Origin of the sequence: Paenibacillus hubeiensis, assembly GCF_032334105.1 — a bacterium.
Classification (GTDB): Bacteria; Bacillota; Bacilli; order Paenibacillales; family Paenibacillaceae; genus Paenibacillus; species Paenibacillus hubeiensis.
Genome location: NZ_JAVYAE020000007.1, coordinates 276,382 through 295,537 on the forward strand (window position 1 = coordinate 276,382; position 19,156 = coordinate 295,537).

Consider the following 19,156-nt stretch of genomic DNA (forward strand, 5'->3'; position numbering starts at 1 on the left):
GGATTTGAAATTAAAATATGGGTCATATGAACCATCATCTTCATCCATGAATGAAAAGAGTGCATTGCATATCCAAAATCGCCGCAGCTCAAATGTTTACAATATTTTAACCTTTTGAATAAGACGCCCGGCGAGGCATCCGAATCAAAAATATGGAGACAAGCCCTGATTCTTAGTGCTCAAATCAGCCTGAAGCAATACAGGACTTTGGACTGATGATCGTTCTGGACAGCGCCTTTACAATGGGGCAAGCCCGGTAGGATTACGGACCAGGTTAAAATTCTGTAACTTCAGGAGGAAAACGACATCATGAATTGGAAAAGCAAAATCATTACGGCAAGCGTAACGGCAGCGATGTTGATGGGAAGTCTGACGACTGGAGCATTCACGGCCCAGGTATCGGCAGCTACGATAGAAAATTCCAAAGCCAAGATCATCCAGGGAGTGAACATGCGCACGTCTCCTTCGACGTCTGCAGGCGTCGTACGTCAATTGCCTCAAGGCGAGACGGTAACCATTTTGGGCACGTCCGGTTCGTACTGGTACAAGGTACAGGATTCCAGCAACCAGACAGGATACATATCTTCTTCATCCAAATATACGCAAACGGTCAGCAGCGGCGGCAACAGCAGCACAAGTTCTTCGGTAGCGGGCAGCAGTTCAGTTACCGGCAGCGAAGCCGTGGAAAAAGTGATCGCCGCAGGCATGAAATATTTGGGCACGCCTTACAAATACGGGGCAGACCGCAACAGTACGGCCGCGTTTGACTGCTCCAGCTTCGTCCGCCGGGCATTCATCGATGCGCTGGGCATCACGCTGCCGGCAGACTCCCGCAAACAGGGCGACTATGTCAAAGCCAAAGGAGCGGTTCAAACCGATTGGACCAAGCTGAAGCGCGGCGACCTGATGTACTTTATGTCCTATAAAGGAACCAAGGCTTCCGCATATTCGGGCGTGAACAAATCGACGGCCAGAATTACGCATACCGGCATCTATCTTGGAGACGGCAAAGTGCTGCATACGTATTCGAACGAGGGCGGCGGCGTAACGGTCAGCGACATTTCCGGCAAGCACTGGGAATATCGTTTCCTGTTTGGCGGAAGCGCGCTGTAAATCAGACGCAGCGAGACAAATATTAACAAAGCAGCTGTTTGGATTGAAGCTGCGCGTCACTGCGGTGTTTATCAATGATTTTTACATTGGAAAACACCGCATGGCGTGCAGCTTTTTTGATTTTGCGCCACCCCGTATCGAATATCTCCCCCACTCTCCCCCAAGTTTGCACTCAAAGACCTACTCTTGGTAATACACCCGAAATAAAATATCCTGATTGTAATTGCCGAATCCTTCCCCGTACAAGGTGAGCCCGCCAACATGCCGTGCATCCTCTTCGACCGACAGGCGCAGCGTCCACTGATTGCGTTCCATGGGGATATCGGATAACGTGACGCCGGACATCAGCTGGCCGTCGATGAACGTTCCCTGCTCCGTAATGCGCAGCACTTTCAGCATGCCGTATTGGTTGACGCTTTCGCTCCACCAATCAGGCGTAAATACGCCGCGGCCGTTTCCCGAGTCACCAGGGCTCGTCCAGTCCCCAAGCTTGATGCCATTCAACGTAAACGTAATGTCGGAAGGCCAATTGGGGTTGACGGAAGGCGCTTCGGACCCGATCTCCAGCGAGAGTTCAATCGCTTCCATGTGCTGCCCGGCCAAAATGTAATTCGGGATTTTGTATTCCACGAATCCGCGCCCGAACCATAGAATGTGGGCATGCATGCGTTCCGGATCGAGAAAATATCGTGGATCGTCGTATTGTCCGATAATATGGCTGGAGGTGGCCAGGCCGCAAGTGGGATATACATCAAATTGCGTATAATGCCCGATGGGAATCGCCACCTCGTGCACCTTGCTTGAGCTCCCGCTTTCCTGCGGCATCGAGATGCCGATCCAGTCAACGGCAAGACTGTTCATTTTATGGGTGCCGCCGTCCTTGCGGACCATTTTGGACTGAATGATGCCTACATCCTGCAGTTTGCGCACATGCATCGTTACGATGGCGCTGCTCAAACCGAGCGCGGCTGCAATGTCCTTGACGTTTTTGGGGCTTTCGGCAACAAGCCGGATGATCTGCAGACGGACTTCGCTGGCCAGTGCCTCATATAGGGGCAGCCATTCTGCATCGGTATTTGCTCTGATCACAAAGGTCCCTCCAATAGATGTGTTTAGGATTAATTTAAACATAAATTCAAAGAATAGGATAACATTTTCAAAATTTAGTGTTGAAATTAAGCTTAACATCGATTTTAATATAAATATGAACATTGATCCATAGGTTTTAAATTAATTTTTTTATTAATTTAAGGAGTTGAACTTTATGGTGCAAAAAGCAAAAATGACGGTAGACAAGGATTTCACGATTGGAGAAGTGGATAAGCGCTTATACGGTTCTTTCATTGAGCATCTGGGTCGTGCCGTATATGGTGGTATATATGAGCCTGGCCATCCTGAGGCTAACGAAGCGGGGTTCCGCAAGGATGTGCTGGAATTGGTCAATGAACTGCAAGTTCCGATCGTGCGTTATCCGGGAGGCAATTTTGTATCCGGTTACAATTGGGAGGATTCCGTAGGTCCGGTCTCCGAACGCAAACGCAGGCTGGAATTGGCTTGGAGAACGATCGAAACGAATGAATTCGGGTTCAACGAATTCGTGGATTGGGCGAAACAGGCCAATACCGATGTGATGATGGCGGTCAACCTGGGAACCCGCGGTGTGGATGCGGCCAGAAACATCGTGGAATACAGCAACCATCCGGGAGGCTCTTATTACAGCGATCTTCGTATCAAGCATGGTTACAAAGAGCCGCATAACGTTAAAACATGGTGCCTTGGCAACGAAATGGATGGTCCATGGCAGATCGGCCACAAAACTGCGGTGGAGTACGGACGAGTAGCTCTGGAAGCGGCCAAGGTCATGAAATGGACCGATCCTACGATTGAACTGGTTGCCTGCGGCAGCTCCGCGATCGGCATGCCGACATTCCCGGAGTGGGAAGCAACCGTCCTGGATCATACATATGATCACGTGGAATATTTGTCCCTGCACCAGTACTACGGCAATGCCGCGCAGGATACGCCGACGTTCCTGGCCCGCTCGCTGGAAATGGACCGTTTCATTGATACGGTCAAAGCGACTTGCGATTACATCAAAGCGAAAAAGCGCAGCAAAAAGACGATGTTCCTGTCCTTTGACGAGTGGAACGTATGGTACCATTCCAACGAAAGCGACAAAAAGCTGGACCCATGGCAAATCGCTCCGCCGCAGCTGGAAGACGTATACAACCATGAAGACGCTTTGCTTGTGGGCTGCATGCTGATCAGCTTGTTGAAGCATGCGGATCGCGTCAAAATGGCTTGCCTCGCGCAGCTCGTCAACGTCATCGCGCCGATCATGACCGACAACGGTGGCGCAGCGTGGAGACAGACCATTTTCTATCCGTTCATGCATGCTTCCGTGTTCGGTCGCGGAACCGCGCTGGTGCCGCTGATTCAATCGCCGAAATACGATACCAAAGAAATTACGGACGTTCCTTATCTGGAAGGCATCGCGGTGCATAACGAAGAAAAGGGCGAAGTGACGGTATTTGCGGTTAACCGTCATCTGGATGAAGCGCTGCCGCTGGAAGTGGATCTTCGCAGCTTTGGCGAGTGCACCCTGCTGGAGCATATCGTACTGGAAAGCGATGATCTCAAAGCGGTCAATACGGCTGCAGAGCCGAACCGCGTAGCTCCGCATAACCGCGGAGGAGCACAGGTATCGGGAAGTCTGGTTACTGCAAGCCTGTCCAAGGCTTCGTGGAACGTGATCCGACTGAAAGTACAATAAAAGATGGCATGTTAGCGGGCGGGGAAATCATCAAACGTTTATTAGGTTCATAATCAACGAAAGCGTTCAGGTGGAGTGGTGTCCATTTGAACGCTTTTTTGTCGGTTGGTCCGGAATGTAAAGAGCCCAACCGGACATTTCTCCAGTTGAGCTTGCTACATTTCCTGTCGTTTTCAACAGTGTAATTGGGCATCTGCCCGTCTGCATGGGTTTAACTCGAAACGGCCTCGTCGTTACCCGCTTCCCGTGCATGCGCGACCAATTGGGCATATACGCCTCTGGCCGCAAGCAGTTCCGCATGGGTGCCTTCCTCCGCAATTTTGCCATGCTCCATAACGATGATCCGGTCGGCATGCATGATCGTGGACAGGCGGTGGGCGATGACGATGGTCGTGCGCCCTTTGGACACGGATTCCAGCGCCTGCTGTACGAGCAGTTCGGTATGCGAATCCAAATTCGCCGTAGCTTCATCCAGGATCAGCACCCGAGGCTGGAATACCACGATCCGGGCGAAAGAGATCAGCTGACGTTCCCCGGCGGACAGGCCGCTTCCGCGTTCGGAGAGAAGGGTATCGTATCCTTCAGGAAGCCGGCGGATCATGGCATCGGCGCCGACGAACCGGCAAGCTTCGATGGCTTGCTCCCGCGTAATGTCTTCGCGAAACATGCGCACATTCTCGATAATGGAGCCGGAGAACAGGAAGGGTTCCTGCTGGATCAAGCCGACGATCCGATGAAGCGTGGCCTGCGGAATGTGCCGAATATCGAAGCCGTCAATGTCAATGCTGCCCTCGTGGACATCATAAAAGCGATTCAGCAGGGAGATCAAGGTGCTTTTGCCGGCTCCGGTCGTGCCCACAATGCCGACCATTTCCCCGGGATAGAGATGCAGGTCCATGTTTGAGATGATCGGCTGGCCAGGCTGGTATCCGAAGGAAACATCGTTGAAATCGATCTGTCCCATCACTTGCTTTGGTTCAAGCTTGAAAGCTTTGGCCGGTTCGGGTTCGGCGACCTCCGGTTTCGTGTCCAGAATGTTTGCGATCCGCTCCATGGAAACGGTGGCCGACTGGAACGTATTCCATTGCATCGTGATTTGGTTGATCGGTTGAAAGAACTGCCGAATGTAACTGATGAAGGCATAGAGCACGCCGACTTGCAGCGATTCGTTCAATACGGCCCGCCCGCCAAGCCAGACCATCAGCACCAGTGCCGCATTGCCCAGAATGTCGAATGTGCGGTTGAAAATGACATGGGAGCGTGCTTGGCGAATGTTGGCTTGAAGGTGCTGCAGATTTTTTTCCCCGAATCGCTGCTGTTGTTCTTTCTCCTGATGAAAAGCCTTAATCAGAAACATGCCTGAGAGATTTTCGGCAGTGAATGCGATCAGACGCGCAAACCTTGTTCTGGCGTTCTGATACACTTTACGCAGATTGCTGCGGAACAAGATCGCAACAACGGCAATGACAGGCAGCACGGCCAGGGAGTAACCCGCCAGCACAGGGTCCAGTTGGAACATGAACACGAGGATCAGCACAAGCATCATGCCGTCCCTGATCAGGCTGAGCAGAACTTGGGTGAAGAAACTGCTGATCGTCTCGGTATCGCGAGAAACGTTGGTGACGAGACTGCCGATGTGATACCGATCGAAGAAAGACATCGACATGCGTGTGATGTGGTGAAAAATGTCTTTCCGAATGCGGGAAACGATGCTTTGGCCGACATGCTGCAGCAAATTGTTTTGCACGTAGGTGAACACAAAGCCGGTTATGGCGAGAACCAGGTATACCGCAGCAAGCTGCATAAGAAAACCGGTACTTGTGTTCCCGATGGCCAAATGGTCGTCTATGGCGATCTTGACCAAATAGGGCTGCAGCAGATCAGCCAGAATGCCCAGCAGCGAGCAGGCAAAAATGCCAAGAAAGGCGAGCCTGTGCGGCTTGGTATAGGTCATCATCGATTTGAAGGAGGTCCGCTCGTCGGATGCGTCAGACGCTCTGGAATCGCCTTTCGCCGGAGACGATGCATGCTGCTCGGCAGTCATCGGGTCAGGCTTCCCGCTATGTCGTTCGGTCATGGTACAATCCCTCCTCTTGCAAACGATAGGTCGCCGCATACAGCCCTTCTGCAGCCATAAGGTCCGCATGGGTTCCCTGTTCGGCAATCCGTCCCTCGTCCAGCACGATGATATGGTCGGCATGACGGACCGCGCTGATTCGGTGGGACACGATCAATGTCGTTCTGTCCTTGCCCAGCTTGCGCAAGCCGCGCACGATGCCGCTTTCGGTGACGGCATCGACCGCGCTCATGCTATCGTCGAGGATGAGCACTTGAGCCTGTTTGATCAATCCCCTGGCGAGGCTGGTGCGCTGGCGCTGCCCGCCCGACAGGGTAAGCCCGCGTTCGCCCAGCTTGGTGTCAAATCGATCCGGGAACCGAATGATATTTTCGTAAATCATGGCCTGCTTGGCGCTATGCTCTACCGTATCCATCGGCAATGTTCGATCGCTAAAAGCGATGTTGTCGCGAATGGTCGTGCTGAACAGGAACCCGTCCTGGGGCACATAGGCAATACAGGCGCGCAAGCTTTCCAGGGATATTTTGCGGATGTCGGTTCCATTGATGCGGATGGTTCCGGCAGGAGGCTCGTACGTGCGCAGCAGCAATTTGACGAGCGTGCTCTTGCCCGAACCGGTTTTGCCTACGATACCGACCGTCTGCCCGGCGCGAATGTGCAATTCCACGTTCTGCAGGACGGGGGCAGGGCTGCCGGGGTAGGCGAAGGACAGGCCGCTGATGGATATGTCCCTGATCGAGCGAAGCGACTTGGCATTCGCAGCTTCCTGAATGTCGGGCTCTTCCGCCAACAGGTCGTTTACCCTTTCGAGAGAGGCCCCGGAACGCTGCATCGTGTTGATGACATTGCCAATTTGCTGCAGCGGTCCGATAATCATGCGCAGATACAAGGTTAATGCAACGAAACTGCCGAGCGTAATGGTATGCTGCATCGTCATGATCCCGCCTACAAGCAGGGAAACGACGAGAGATAACGATCCGAATAACGGAAGAAGCGCTTGAAACAAGGAGGACATGCGCACGAGGCGCAATTGTTTGCTCCGAATGGCATCTACCACCATACCGAACCGTGCGCGGGCCTGATCTTCCACGGCAAACGTTTTGGTCACGCGGATGCCGCCGAATTGTTCCTCGGCCGATTCGGTCATGTCGGCGAGAGCTTCCTGCACGTCACGGGAGCGCTTACGAATTCGCGGGCCAAAATGGACGACCAGAAACGGAATAGCCAGCAGCGGCAGCACGCTGATCATCATCAAGGACAGCGGGATCCCGCTGAGCAGCATCATGATGATGCAGGACAATAACAGAAAGGTTGCATTGGTCAAGGTGGTCACCCCGTTGGAAATGGCCTCGCGAACGGAGGTGACGTCGTTCATCACGTAGCTAAGCAGTTTGCCGTTGCCCTGTTTGGAAAAATAGTGCTCGCTTAGTTCGGAAAACTTGCCGAAAATGCGTTCACGGGTCATGAATTCGAACCGGCGTCCCAGCTTCATGATCATGAACTGTCCGGTTCCGAACGACACGTTGTACAAAATAGCCACCGCCAGCAAGATGATGCTGTACCTCATCACCGTATCCATACGCAGGCTGTTCTGCATGAGTTGGTCCGTGAAGCTGCCCAAAATGCGGGGCAGGGAAGCCTGCCCGACATTGGAGGCGATAATCAGGACCACGGCAACCGCATATACGGGCCATTGGCTGATCACGTAGCTTCGCAGCAATTCTCGTTTGGACATAGGCATGGTTCTCCTTTGTTGAATTCAAAGATATCGATGCAGAGCGTAGAAAAGGGCCGACACCCGAATCAAGGTGTCATGCCCTTTTACTTTATGCGAACGAATTCGAAGATTATCCGTATATGAACGGATTTCCGTATGCCGATCGACGAAATCAGTTCACTGCACGACATGCAGTCGATAGGTAACGTCCGTTGACGTCCTTTCATGCTAACAACTACTATTGTTGCGCTATTGAGGAGCAATGTCAATGAAGCGGAGCAAGCTGATGCATTAGAGGTAAACCGGAATGTACAGGTTTGGTGAAACATTTTGAAGCAAGGGGCCGTCTGTAGGGGTGAAGGTTGGCAATCAGGTTTAAACTACTATCGGAGGTGTCAAAATGAAACATAAAAAAGGATTGGCGGCGACACTCGCTCTTTGCGTATCATTGACGGCGGGAGGTGCATCCGTGCTCGCATTCTCGGACCTGCAGGATGAAGGACAGAAAACGATCGTGGATACGCTCAAATCCAAAGGCGTCGTAAACGGGGTGACGGCGGATCTGTTCAAGCCGAATCAGGCGTTATCCGAACCGCAGGGCATTCAGTTGATCGTCAAAGCATTTGGTTTGAAAAACGCGTACGCATCCTCTGCGCAAAGCAAAATCAGTTCTGACACTTGGTATGCGGATGCCGTGCAAGCTGCGACCCAGAATGGATTGTCCATTCCCGTAGAAGTGAATCCGCAGGCCAAAATGACGCGCGAACAGTTCGTGATCCTTCTTCAAGAAGGGATTGCCACAACGGGGAATTATCCGGTCATTATGAGATATAACGTCGTGAATGATGAAGACAGCATCGGTGAGAATGCCAAATCCGCCGTCCAGAACCTGCTCAACATGAACATCATCCAACTGGACAAAGACGGGAACTTCCGTCCGGATCAGCCGCTTACCCGCATGGAGGCCGCAAGCATGATTTTTAACGCACTGGAATTTATCGACCAGTTTGGAAACGGAGGCTCCATAGAGCCTGCACCGGTGGATCCGGGAGCGGGACAGGCGGGCATCGTGCCGACGGTAACAACGACGAAAGTGGACGACAAGACGACCAAAGTGAAGCTTTCTGCCGAGATGCCGCACCCGGGCTACGGATTGAAAATTGATGACGTCAAACTGGAAAAGGATGGACGTGCCATCGTGCTGTATTCGATCGTTCAGCCTGACCCGGACAAAATGTATCCGATGGTCATTACCAACGTCACGGCCGAAACGGACATCCCGTCCGGATACACTGTCGAAGCACAACCTTCGGGCAAATAAGCAGCGTGTAATTCCTGAAAGCCATAAAAAAAGAACCCACCGCATCCAGTTCATATGGACGGTGGGTTTTGTTATGTCGTGCGATCCGGACATCTGTTTACAGATCAGGACGGGGAGCTCACGGTCGGTTCGTAGTCGAACCAGTCGAACCGGGCAGGCGTGCCTTGGCCGCCCGGGCTGGTGGCGTACATTCCGACGATGACGCCGGTGAAGCCGCCCGCTACCTCTGTGGAGAGCAGGTGGGTTTCGCCGGAGCCGAGCTCGATCCATTCACGGTCATTCGTGCAGATGGAAAAGGCGAAAGCGTCAGGCTCGGCCTGGACCCGAAGGACGACGGGACCTTGGCCGCAATCCAGCGCGTATTCGGTACGCATGGAGCCTACGACCCGCCGAAGCACGACCGATTTGCGTCCATCGACCAGCCTGATGCCGAGATCGTAATGATAATTCCGGTTCATGAATACCGAGAGGCCTGCTTCTTCTCCATGCTGCCGGGGTTCGAAATCGAGATGCGCTTCGATGCGGCACGAAAAATGGCTCAAGCGACGTCCGATGAAGGCTGGGCTTCCACCGGCGTCAAGGGATAACGGGTTACCGTGGAGGACGAGGTGTCCCGGCTGTTCCATTAGCGACCAACTTCCCGGGGCCGGATTCCGGAGGAATAACCAGTCCATGCCAAGTTTCGGCTGATCGAAGTGATCGCGCGCGGGCGGATGCGGCCACTTTGCTTCGGCAAGCTGCGGCCCGTCCATCTCGGGATCGATGCGTCCGTCATGGCCGATGATCGGCCAGCCTGCTTCCGTCCACGTGACCGGGGCCAGAAACGTTTCCCGACCAAGGTGATGGCGAAGCGGATAGGACGGGGGACGGATGCCGAGACAGACGGCCCACCAGCTTCCGTCCTGAGCCTGCACCAGGTCGGCGTGCCCGGTCGCATGGATGCTGCTCTTCATGCTGCGGTTCGACAAAATCGGGTTGTGGGGACATGGTTCGAACGGGCCGTACGGATCATTGCTTCGCGCGATCGTTTCCATGTGGCCATACTCCGTTCCACCTTCGGCGATCATCAGATAATACATGCCGTTGATTTTGTACAAATGGGGCGCCTCCGGAGCAGCGCCCCCGGTTCCTTTCCAAATCAGACGGCTTTCGGTCCGTTTGTTGCCGGTATCCGCGTCGATTTCGCACTGGTAGATGCCTTCGCCCTCATCACCATTGCATGCCGACTGAAAATATACCCGCCCGTCATCGTCGAAGAGGAGGGACGGGTCGATGCCGTCTTGTGCGACAAACATCGGATCGGACCATGGCCCTTCCGCATGCCTGCTGCGTACAAAGAAGTTGCCGCCGCCGCTGACATTGGTCGTTGTCATGTAGAACCAGCCTTCATGATGGCGGATCGTCGGGGCATAGATGCCGCCCGAGGTCCAGGCCCGGTCCAGCGGCAATTGCTCCGGCGTGGTCAGGCAGTGTCCGATTTGCCGCCAGTTCACGAGATCCCGGCTGTGGAAGATCGGCACTCCCGGATAATATTCAAACGTGCTCGTGACCAAATAATAATCTTCGCCTACCCGGCAGACGCTGGGATCTGGATAAAAACCGGGAATCACCGGATTGGTATATTTCATCTTGCGCTGCTCCTATTCATTCCAAAGTTTTACGCGATCCTGCACGTATTTGGTGAAGCCCTGTTCCATTTTTTCGACGCCTGCGTTGATCAACTGCTGCTGGTAATCGTCCCAGATGGCATCGAATTGCTCGGGTTTGGACATGACCGCCTGCGGAATGACTTTCCACGTAATGTCCTTCACTTTGTTTTCGATGACCTTAATTTCATCGTCGGGCGGCACAGAGATATTCCAGGCGGCTCCCCAAGCTTTGGGCGGGAAGTCTTTTTCGTTCGGGAACAGGTCCATCCAGGTGGTTGCCCCGTAGGCTTTGAGCGTTTCTTTGTCGGCATCGGTGTAGTTGTTCACGATTTGTTCCGGGAAATTTTTGGTGAAATAATTGCCTGTGGAATCTTGAACGCCGTCTCCATAATGAGCGCCGAGGTTCGTGTACAGTCCAATGCCGGATTCCCGGGTAAACGGGATGTTGTCATTGACGATACGCTGCTGCACGTCGTCAGGCACAATGCGCTTGCCGTCTTTCATTTCGTACTGCTTGCCTTCGACGCCCCAATAATTCAGCACCTGTCCTTCCTCGGAAGCGAGGAAATCGAGAAACTGGATGGCCCGAACCGGATCTTCGTTGGCCGTGGTGATTCCGACGCCCCAGCCGGCCATGAACCCGGTCGATTGGTAACGGTTGTCCTTGTATTTGTCCGATAACATGACAGAGTAGTGGCCATAGGTGTGGTCATTCATTCCAGCGGCTTTCAATGACTTTTCGGCATCGCTGTATCCCCAGTCGACATCGATCAGGCCGATGACCCGACCCGAAGCGATTTTCGCTTGGTATTGGTCATTTTTCTGCACAAAGGATTCCGGGTCGAGCAGTCCGGTGTTGTACATATGGTTCAGCCATTTGAAGTATTCTTTCTCGCCTTCGGTGCGGAAGTGGTAAGAAGCTTCATGTGTCTCCGGATCGATGTAATATTCGCCGTCCCCGGATTTGCCGGTCGTTTCGGCTGCCGGGTTGGTCACCGAAATCTGGATGCGCCAGTCGTCCGCATTCAACGTCAGGCCGATGTTTTTGTTGCCGTTTTCGTCGGTCGGATGTTTTTCGAGATAGTCGCGGATGACGTTTTCATAGTCTTGCAACGTTCTGATCTCCGGGTAACCGGCTTCCTTGACCGCGCGATGCTGCAGCTCGAAGCCGCCGCCAGCCACGAAATTCACGCCGTCGATGGCAGAGTAGGTAGGAATGACGTAGATGGATGGATCGTCGTTGCTATAACGAAGCCGTTTGATCTGATCGCCGAACAGCTTTTTGAGATTGGGGGCATGCTCTTCGATCAGATCGGTCAGATCCAGCATGGCTCCGGCATCGACGAGTTTATCGAGATCGCCTTTGGGACTGATGAGATCAGGGTATTCCCCGCTGGCCGCAATCAGTGCCAGTCGTTGCGCAGGATCGGATATGGCGAATTCGGCATTCAGCGTCACGCCCGTCTTTTTGGTGATTTCCTTGCCGACGTCGTCCTGCATGTTGTTCCAGTTCGGATTATTGTCCGCGCCAAAGAACGTGAAGGTAACCGGATCGGAACCGTCTTTGCCGGCAGTTCCGGTCGTTTGGGCATTCCCGGAACTGCCGCAGCCTGCGAGCAGGCTTAACGAAAGAACCGCTGCAACCGACAATGTTGCCGTTTTTCGAATCTTATTTGTCATGTTAACCCCCCTGAGGAAAATGGTTGATAAAGCCCAAAGATCGGTGGAGCCGACGCTATTGCGTGCGCTTTCAAGAAGGCGCTGCATGAGCGTCATCTTCATGCCAAGGCTTTCGGAACACGGTTCGGGAGCCTCTTGCATCTCTCTTTTGCGCCTGCTCCATAATGGCTTATGAAGCATATTCTAACGTTTTCCTGATGCGTGAAACCTTGATTATTCGGTCGTGGAGTAGCATGATATAGACATGGTTCCAATCTATGAATTTCGGAGGAAAGACCAGTGAGCAACGCATATTTGAATTGGTTTACAACCGACCAGCATTTTCCGTTCTACATTCAATATGGGGGACATGACGAGGATACCGATCTTCATCGGCATGTCGATTTTTCGGAGCTCGTGATCGTGTTGAAGGGAAATGCAACGCATATTGTGCATACGGAAGAGTCTTTCATCAAAAAAGGAAACGTGTTTGTTATTAACGGGAGTACCCCGCACGCATACAAAGATCCGCATGACTTCAACATCTGCAATATCATGTACAGGCCTGAGATGCTGGCGGCGGCAGGGCCGGATCTGCGGACGTCCAACGGATTTCAGGCATTGTTCGTTTTGGAACCGCTTTACCGGAAAACGCACCCGTTTCCCAGCCAGCTCGCGCTGCCGATCTCGGACATGGAGTATGTCTCTTCGTTGGTTTCGGTCATGATCGGGGAATATCACGAGAAGCAGCAGGGACACCAAACGATGCTGATGTCGCGTTTCATGGAACTGGTCGTCTATTTGTCCAGGCAGTACGATTCTCAGGAACAGGGGAATGATAGCAACACATTGATGCATTTGGCGAATGCGGTCTCGTATATTGAAGATCACTACGTCGAGCCATTGTCGCTGGAGGAGATCGCAGAGAAGTCTGGCATATCGGTGAGACATTTGAACCGTATTTTTCGTACCCATTATCAAATGACGCCCATTTCCTATTTGCAGCGTCTGCGCCTGGACAGGGCAGGCACCTTGCTTAAGCACACAAACCTGTCCATCACGCAAATTTCATATGAATGCGGCTTCAATGACAGCAACTATTTCACCCGCCAATTTACCAGGGCACATGGCATCTCCCCCAAGGCCTACAGGCAGAGGCAATAATCTGGGTTCGGATTCAAAAGGTTAGGACATCTGAAATCCAACAAGGGAACCGAGTCGGTTTCGTGTTGATGACTACTGCCCGATGCACGATTTGCATGTGTCCGGGGAATCATGCAAAAGCAACCAATCCCATGTTTTCTGCGTATGAGGTATATGTTAGTTGATCAAAGAAATAATGGGGGACTGTCATAGATGGAGACACGCGAACAACTGGATCAGGAATTGGAGCAGATCCTGAAGTGGGAGAAGGAGCAGAAGGCGCTGTTTATTTGGGATAAACTCGGTCGTTTGCCGTTCGTCATGCTCGATAAGGTGATGCCCAAAGCGCTGAAAGAGAAGATCGGAACGGCTTTGAACGATGTCGGACAATACGTGCAGCACGGGGGCAAGTTTCTGGTGCAGAAACAGAAAGTAGCCAAGCTGCTGCAGGAAGAGGCCGAAAAGTCGGGATATGCCATGAAGGATGTTACAGTGACCGAGGTAGAACAAGAAACGGATTCGAAGGCAGATGGCCAGATCCATAGCGTAGAAGGGCTGCCGCTTGAAGTACTTGACCGCGTTGCGGACAGCATTACCGAGAGCCGGGCGAAGTTTGCGGCAGCGCAGGGGGCAGCGACGGGAATCGGGGGCATCGTGACCATTGCAGCCGACATTCCTATGGTCATGGGCATGTCGCTGAAGGTGCTGCAGGAAATGGCGCTATGTTACGGTTACAATCCGGACGATCCGCAGGAACGCATTTTTATCGTAAAATGCCTGCAATTTTCGTCGGCCGACATCGTAGGCAAAAAAGCGATTATCGATGAGCTTGCCGATTACGACAATCCGGAGAAGCAAGTAGAGGTTATTTCTCAGATGCAGGGCTGGCGGGAAGTGTTTCTCTCGTACAGCGAATCTTTCGGCTGGAAGAAGCTGTTCCAGCTCATTCCGATCGCAGGCATGCTGTTCGGCTCGATCAGCAACAAGGGCACGATCCAGGACGTGGCGGAAGCCGGCAAGATGCTGTACAAGAAGAGGTTGATATTGCAGCGATTGAAGTGAACTATATAGACCGCATGCTTTCGAAGCAGCTTTCTTTCAGAAAGCTTTAAGACCGCTTTGCTTCTCCAGATTGGTTCTGCCTCTCCGTTAACGTGTGTATGTTTTTTGCGGTTTATATAACAAATATGATTTTACTGGAGTTTAATGAAAAACGCCTATTCCGTTGATGACAACGAAATAGGCGTTTTTGGGATGTGCTCACGCGATGCGACGAATCTTCATGGATTAAATAGCTGTGACCCCCTAAGTTTCTTATTCTTCGCTGCCGTTTTCTTCCGCCCAACGTTTCAGCACCTTATCCGAAGGCAGCAGGAAGGTGAGCACCCCGATCAGCGGCAGGAAGCTGCAAAATTGCATGACCGTGGATACGCCGAGGGCGTCGATCCAATTTCCAAGCACGAGTGCGCCGAGCCCGCCCATGCCAAAGGCGAGACCTGTGATCAAGCCGGATACCGTCCCGATTTTGCCCGGGATCAGCATCTGTCCGTAAACGACCGTGACCGAGAAGCTGGACAGGATGATGAAACCGATGATCGCCAGCAATACGCCCGTCCAGAACAGGTTGGCGTACGGCAGCAGCAGCGTCAGCGGAGCAGCGCATGCCATGGACAGGAAGATCATGTTGCGTTTACCGAAACGGTCGGACAACGGTCCGCCAAAGAAGGTGCCAAGTGCACCCGCGGCCAGGAACATGAAGATGTAAATCTGCGCATCCTCTGTGGACAGGCTGAAGCCTTCTTTCAAATAGAAGGCGTAATAACTGCCGATGGCCGCGTTGTACAGCGATCGTACAAAGACGAGGATGATCAGCAGCGTAATGGCAGCTGCGATTTTTTTACGCAAGGCCGGGTTAGGCGCTCTGCGTGCAGCCGCCTGCTTACGCATGTAACCGGAACCGAGCATGCGCCCGTACCAACGGGCGATATAGATCTGTACCGCGATGCCGGCTGCGGCAATGCCGGTGAAACCGATCGCTCCGAACAGGCCGAACGGGATGAATATCCAGCGCGTCAGCAATGGGGCCAGCGATTGCCCGGCATTACCGCCTACCTGGAAGATGGACTGGGCGAGCCCGCGACGCTGTCCGGCGGCCATGTTGGATACCCGGGAGCCTTCTGGATGGAAAGCGGCCGAGCCCAAACCAACGAAAATGACCGAGATCAGCACGGCGGCATAATCCTCCGCAAAGGCAAGCAGCAGCATGCCGGTAAAGGTAAAGCCCATACCGATGGGCAAAATGGAAGGGGTAGGCCTTTTGTCCGCAAACCAGCCGACGACGGGCTGCATGATGGATGCGGTGAAGTTGATGGCGAACGAGATCCATCCGATCTGAGTATAACTCAGGTGCATGGAATCCTTCAGAATCGGGAAAATCGCCGGAATGACGGACTGGATGGAATCATTGAACAGATGCACCAGACTGATGGCGATCAAGATCCGGTACACGGTGCGCTGGGCATCCGATCCGGGGTCGATTTTGGAACGGACGCGGCCGTCCTTGGATAAAGAGGATTGCATAGACATGTACAGTTCTCCTTTAGGTCACAGTCGCTGGGGATCTATGCCTTCTATTCTGAGATACTTACTCATATTGTTACATAATAGGATAGATTGAGGGCACCGACAAGAGAAAATAATAACCGGGTCCATCGATCAACCGAGGGATGCGCATAGTAGGGTTGATTTTACATTAACCAAACATTTCTTGTGTTTGACCCAATGACGACGGGCATAGCCGAATGCACGGGCAACGATATATTAAATTAGGAAGCTTGCCATTGGAGGGGCAAATTTTCGCTGTGTGTCTGTCCATACAAAACCGCAGGGGATTTAACAAAAAGAAGATTTTGGCTTAACAAATGTGCGCTATGATTTTTAACGGACAACTTGTTGATTCATTACATCATGTGCCCGACAAGGTGCAAAAAGACGAGAGAGGATCTGATCGAATCATGAAATCTTTGAAAAAACAAGCTACTGTAGCGTTATTGGCTATGCCTTTACTGTTAAGCTCCGTGGGGGCGGGGTACGCCAACGCTGCAACGGGTTCTTTTAACGTGGACCCAGCGCCCGCACCAGCCTGGGGATATTTCGTGGACAACTACAAAAACAACAAAACCGATAACCAGACGCTGGAGTCCAATCCCGCACTTGGTATTTTGTCCGGCTTCTCCGACCTTTGGAAAACCGGCGATGCCTGGAATACCGGAAGCAAGCTGAACGAAAGCATTCTGGATCTTAATATTCGCAAAGTATTCAATACATATATGCGCCGCACGGCCGAACAAGCGGAGAAAGCGTACCTGGATGATCGCCGCAGCCAAAGCTACAGCGTCATTGACGGTTTCGGTCCTTATGCCGATACGTATCGTGCCAAAGCTAAAGCGGAAACAACCGTCAAGGAAGTTGCTGCCGATGCAACGACAACGAAGTACAGTGACGAAGGAAATGGCGCAGGGGACGCTGAATCCAGCCTGGGCAAAGTGGTAAGCTTGGTGAACACGCTGCGTGGCGAATATTCGTCCGGCAATCCGTCCAAATATTATTTCCAATATCCGCGTCCGTTCCGTTGGGTGGATAACTCGCTGGTCGTAAACACGCTTCTTCCGGTACAAAGCAATGAGCCTGAAAAAGACGGCGGTTTCCCGAGCGGACATACCAATGCGGCTTACCTGACCGCTTTTGCGTTTGCGTATGCTGCGCCTGAACGTTATCAGGAAATGCTGACGAATGCGGCTGAGCTCGGCGAAAGCCGTGTCGTTGCAGGCATGCACTCCCCGCTGGACGTCATGGGTGGACGCGTATTGGCCACAGCGCTGTCGGCGGCGATTCTGTCCGATCCGGCGAACAGCGAACTGAAGCAAGCGGCTTACGAGCAAGCACAGCGTGAACTGATGAACACAGAAGTTAAAGGTCCAGATGCATACGGCGATTATGACGCCAACAAAAAGAAATATACCGAACTGCTGACGTTCGGTTTCCCGCAAATCGATTCCAAAACCGAACCGATGGTTGTTCCCAAAAATGCCGAGGTGCTGCTGGAAACGCGTCAGCCGTACTTGAACGATACCCAGCGCCGTGAGGTACTCGCTACGACAGGACTGCCTTCCGGTTATCCGCTGCTGAATGATCCGGAAGGTTGGGGACGCCTGAACCTGTTTGCCGCGGCAGATGGTTACGGCGCATTCATGTCCGACGTTACCGTGAACATGGATGCTTCCAAAGGCGGCTTCAATGCTGAAGATTTGTGGCGCAATGATATTTCCGGCGAAGGCAAGCTGACCAAACAAGGTACGGGCAAGCTGACGCTTAGCGGAAACAACACTTATTCCGGCGGCACTGTGTTGGAGAAAGGTACGCTTGAGGGTGCTTCGAAAACGGCATTCGGTACGGCGAGCGTCACCAACAACGGCGGAACGATCGGTGAAGAGGTTGAAGGCCGGTTCGTGATTGGCGGCAACTTCAAACAATCCGCCAAAGGTACGCTGGAGCTGAACATCAGCAGCAAAAACGACGTATTCCAAGTGGCGAAAAACGCTACCCTTGGCGGCAAGCTGCAACTGAACTTCACGGATGGTTACGTGCCGGCGAACGGCGCAACGATCATGACGTTCGGCCAAAAAGCGGCTGGAACGAAGTTTGCTTCCGTGGACGTTTCCGGACTGCCGAGCGGCGTAAAAGCAAGCGTGGTTTACAAAGCAAACAGCGTTGTGCTGAAAGTGAGCAAATAAGAGGTTTTAGGGTAGGGTGGCAGATTCATTCCCAGCGGGATAGAAATGTTAAGCGGAACCAGGTGACTGCACAGTCTATATAGGTTGAACTAGACATTTACACGATAACGGAGAGGGCAGAACCAATCTGGAGAAGCAAAGCGGTCTTAAAGCGGTCTTAAAGCTCTCTGAAAGAAAGCTGCATCGGAAGCAAAAGCTTCACCGGATGTTCCCTTTGAAAAAAGGGGATCAAAAAAATCTGGGGATAACAGTGATCGGAAGATCGTTCTGACCACGTAGTGACTCCGTGTAAAAATCATCGGTTCAACTTATATAGAGCTAAATCGAGAGAACCCCGGAAAATGATCCGGGGCTCTTTTTTGTATTGCGTGTTAAACGCGACGGCGGCGAGGAATGAAGTAACTGCAACAACTGATATGGCGGTAAGGCTTCCATGATACCAGAGCTGTGGTAGCTGGTGATAAGGTAACGCTACCTAAAGAAGCAATTAAAGGTATTGAGGTTACGATTGCAATGAAGGCATTGGTGGGTTAACGGCAGCTGCTTGAATAAACACCATGGTTCCTATGATAGTAACAAAGTTAGGACAGCAAAGGCCGCAACGACAATGATGTCCCTAATGCGTGAAGCTACGGATGTAACGAACATGAGACACGTTAATCAGCGCAAATGGAGGCTTTTCAAGGTCTTACGAACCTCACACACCTTATTTGGGTGAAATTGGACCCAAGGCACGTAAATTATCTTAAATAGCATGCCTGATGCAGCTAGAATAAAAAGTGGACACATCGTTAAGGAACAGAAATAATAGACCTAACGAAAGAAGAGGTGTCCACGGCATGGGAGAACAACGGCAACGTTACAATGAAGAATTTAAGAAACAAACGGTAAAGTACATTCAGGAGCAAACA

Annotated in this window: 12 protein-coding genes; 6 read left to right on the forward strand and 6 right to left on the reverse strand. The window is 52.4% G+C overall.

The features are described from left to right. The first annotated feature begins 309 nt into the window (after nt 1-309). Complete coding sequence (locus RSX24_RS19495; protein ID WP_343261568.1) at nt 310-1,113, forward strand: C40 family peptidase; 804 nt, start codon at nt 310-312, stop codon at nt 1,111-1,113. Nucleotides 1,114-1,293: 180 nt separating this feature from the next. Here the strand turns inward: RSX24_RS19495 and RSX24_RS19500 are convergent, their stop codons facing one another. Beyond that, nucleotides 1,294-2,199, reverse strand: a complete 906-nt coding sequence (locus tag RSX24_RS19500) for an ArsR/SmtB family transcription factor (RefSeq protein WP_438286862.1) — start codon at nt 2,197-2,199, stop codon at nt 1,294-1,296. 178 nt (nt 2,200-2,377) lie between these two features. On the opposite strand from RSX24_RS19500, the gene arfA reads away from it, so the two are divergent. Continuing rightward, the gene (gene arfA / locus RSX24_RS19505; RefSeq protein WP_290371442.1) at nt 2,378-3,886 is read left to right on the forward strand and encodes an arabinosylfuranosidase ArfA; all 1,509 of its coding nucleotides are present in this window, start codon (nt 2,378-2,380) and stop codon (nt 3,884-3,886) included. 211 nt (nt 3,887-4,097) lie between these two features. On the opposite strand, the gene RSX24_RS19510 is transcribed toward arfA, so the two are convergent. Next, entirely contained in the window at nt 4,098-5,963 is a 1,866-nt protein-coding gene (locus RSX24_RS19510; RefSeq protein WP_438286857.1) for an ABC transporter ATP-binding protein, read from the reverse strand. Then, complete coding sequence (locus RSX24_RS19515; RefSeq protein ID WP_343261570.1) at nt 5,947-7,698, reverse strand: ABC transporter ATP-binding protein; 1,752 nt, start codon at nt 7,696-7,698, stop codon at nt 5,947-5,949. The genes RSX24_RS19510 and RSX24_RS19515 overlap by 17 nt, the downstream gene beginning before the upstream one ends. Before the next feature lie 382 nt (nt 7,699-8,080). Here RSX24_RS19515 and RSX24_RS19520 point away from each other — a divergent pair, with 382 nt between their 5' ends. After that, entirely contained in the window at nt 8,081-9,001 is a 921-nt protein-coding gene (locus RSX24_RS19520) for an S-layer homology domain-containing protein (RefSeq protein WP_343261571.1), read from the forward strand. A gap of 104 nt (nt 9,002-9,105) precedes the next feature. Here the strand turns inward: RSX24_RS19520 and RSX24_RS19525 are convergent, their stop codons facing one another. Both RSX24_RS19525 and RSX24_RS19530 read right to left on the reverse strand, forming a co-directional pair. Beyond that, complete coding sequence (locus tag RSX24_RS19525; RefSeq protein WP_343261572.1) at nt 9,106-10,629, reverse strand: glycoside hydrolase family 43 protein; 1,524 nt, start codon at nt 10,627-10,629, stop codon at nt 9,106-9,108. A 12-nt stretch (nt 10,630-10,641) separates the two neighbouring features. Then, nucleotides 10,642-12,330 (reverse strand): extracellular solute-binding protein, encoded by a 1,689-nt coding sequence (locus RSX24_RS19530; RefSeq protein WP_343261573.1) that lies wholly within the window; start codon nt 12,328-12,330, stop codon nt 10,642-10,644. Between the two features lie 279 nt (nt 12,331-12,609). On the opposite strand from RSX24_RS19530, the gene RSX24_RS19535 reads away from it, so the two are divergent. Further along, nucleotides 12,610-13,473, forward strand: a complete 864-nt coding sequence (locus RSX24_RS19535; RefSeq protein WP_236415367.1) for a helix-turn-helix domain-containing protein — start codon at nt 12,610-12,612, stop codon at nt 13,471-13,473. A gap of 192 nt (nt 13,474-13,665) precedes the next feature. Next, nucleotides 13,666-14,514, forward strand: coding sequence for an EcsC family protein (locus tag RSX24_RS19540; protein WP_236415365.1), 849 nt, complete (start codon nt 13,666-13,668; stop codon nt 14,512-14,514). A gap of 252 nt (nt 14,515-14,766) precedes the next feature. Here RSX24_RS19540 and RSX24_RS19545 read toward each other — a convergent pair whose 3' ends face one another. Continuing rightward, a complete protein-coding gene (locus tag RSX24_RS19545; RefSeq protein WP_438286863.1) occupies nt 14,767-16,032 on the reverse strand; it encodes an MFS transporter in 1,266 nt (421 codons plus the stop codon). 434 nt (nt 16,033-16,466) lie between these two features. Here RSX24_RS19545 and RSX24_RS19550 point away from each other — a divergent pair, with 434 nt between their 5' ends. Beyond that, on the forward strand, nt 16,467-18,245 hold the full coding sequence (locus tag RSX24_RS19550) for an acid phosphatase (protein WP_343261575.1): 1,779 nt from the start codon (nt 16,467-16,469) through the stop codon (nt 18,243-18,245). Nucleotides 18,246-19,156 lie beyond the last annotated feature (911 nt).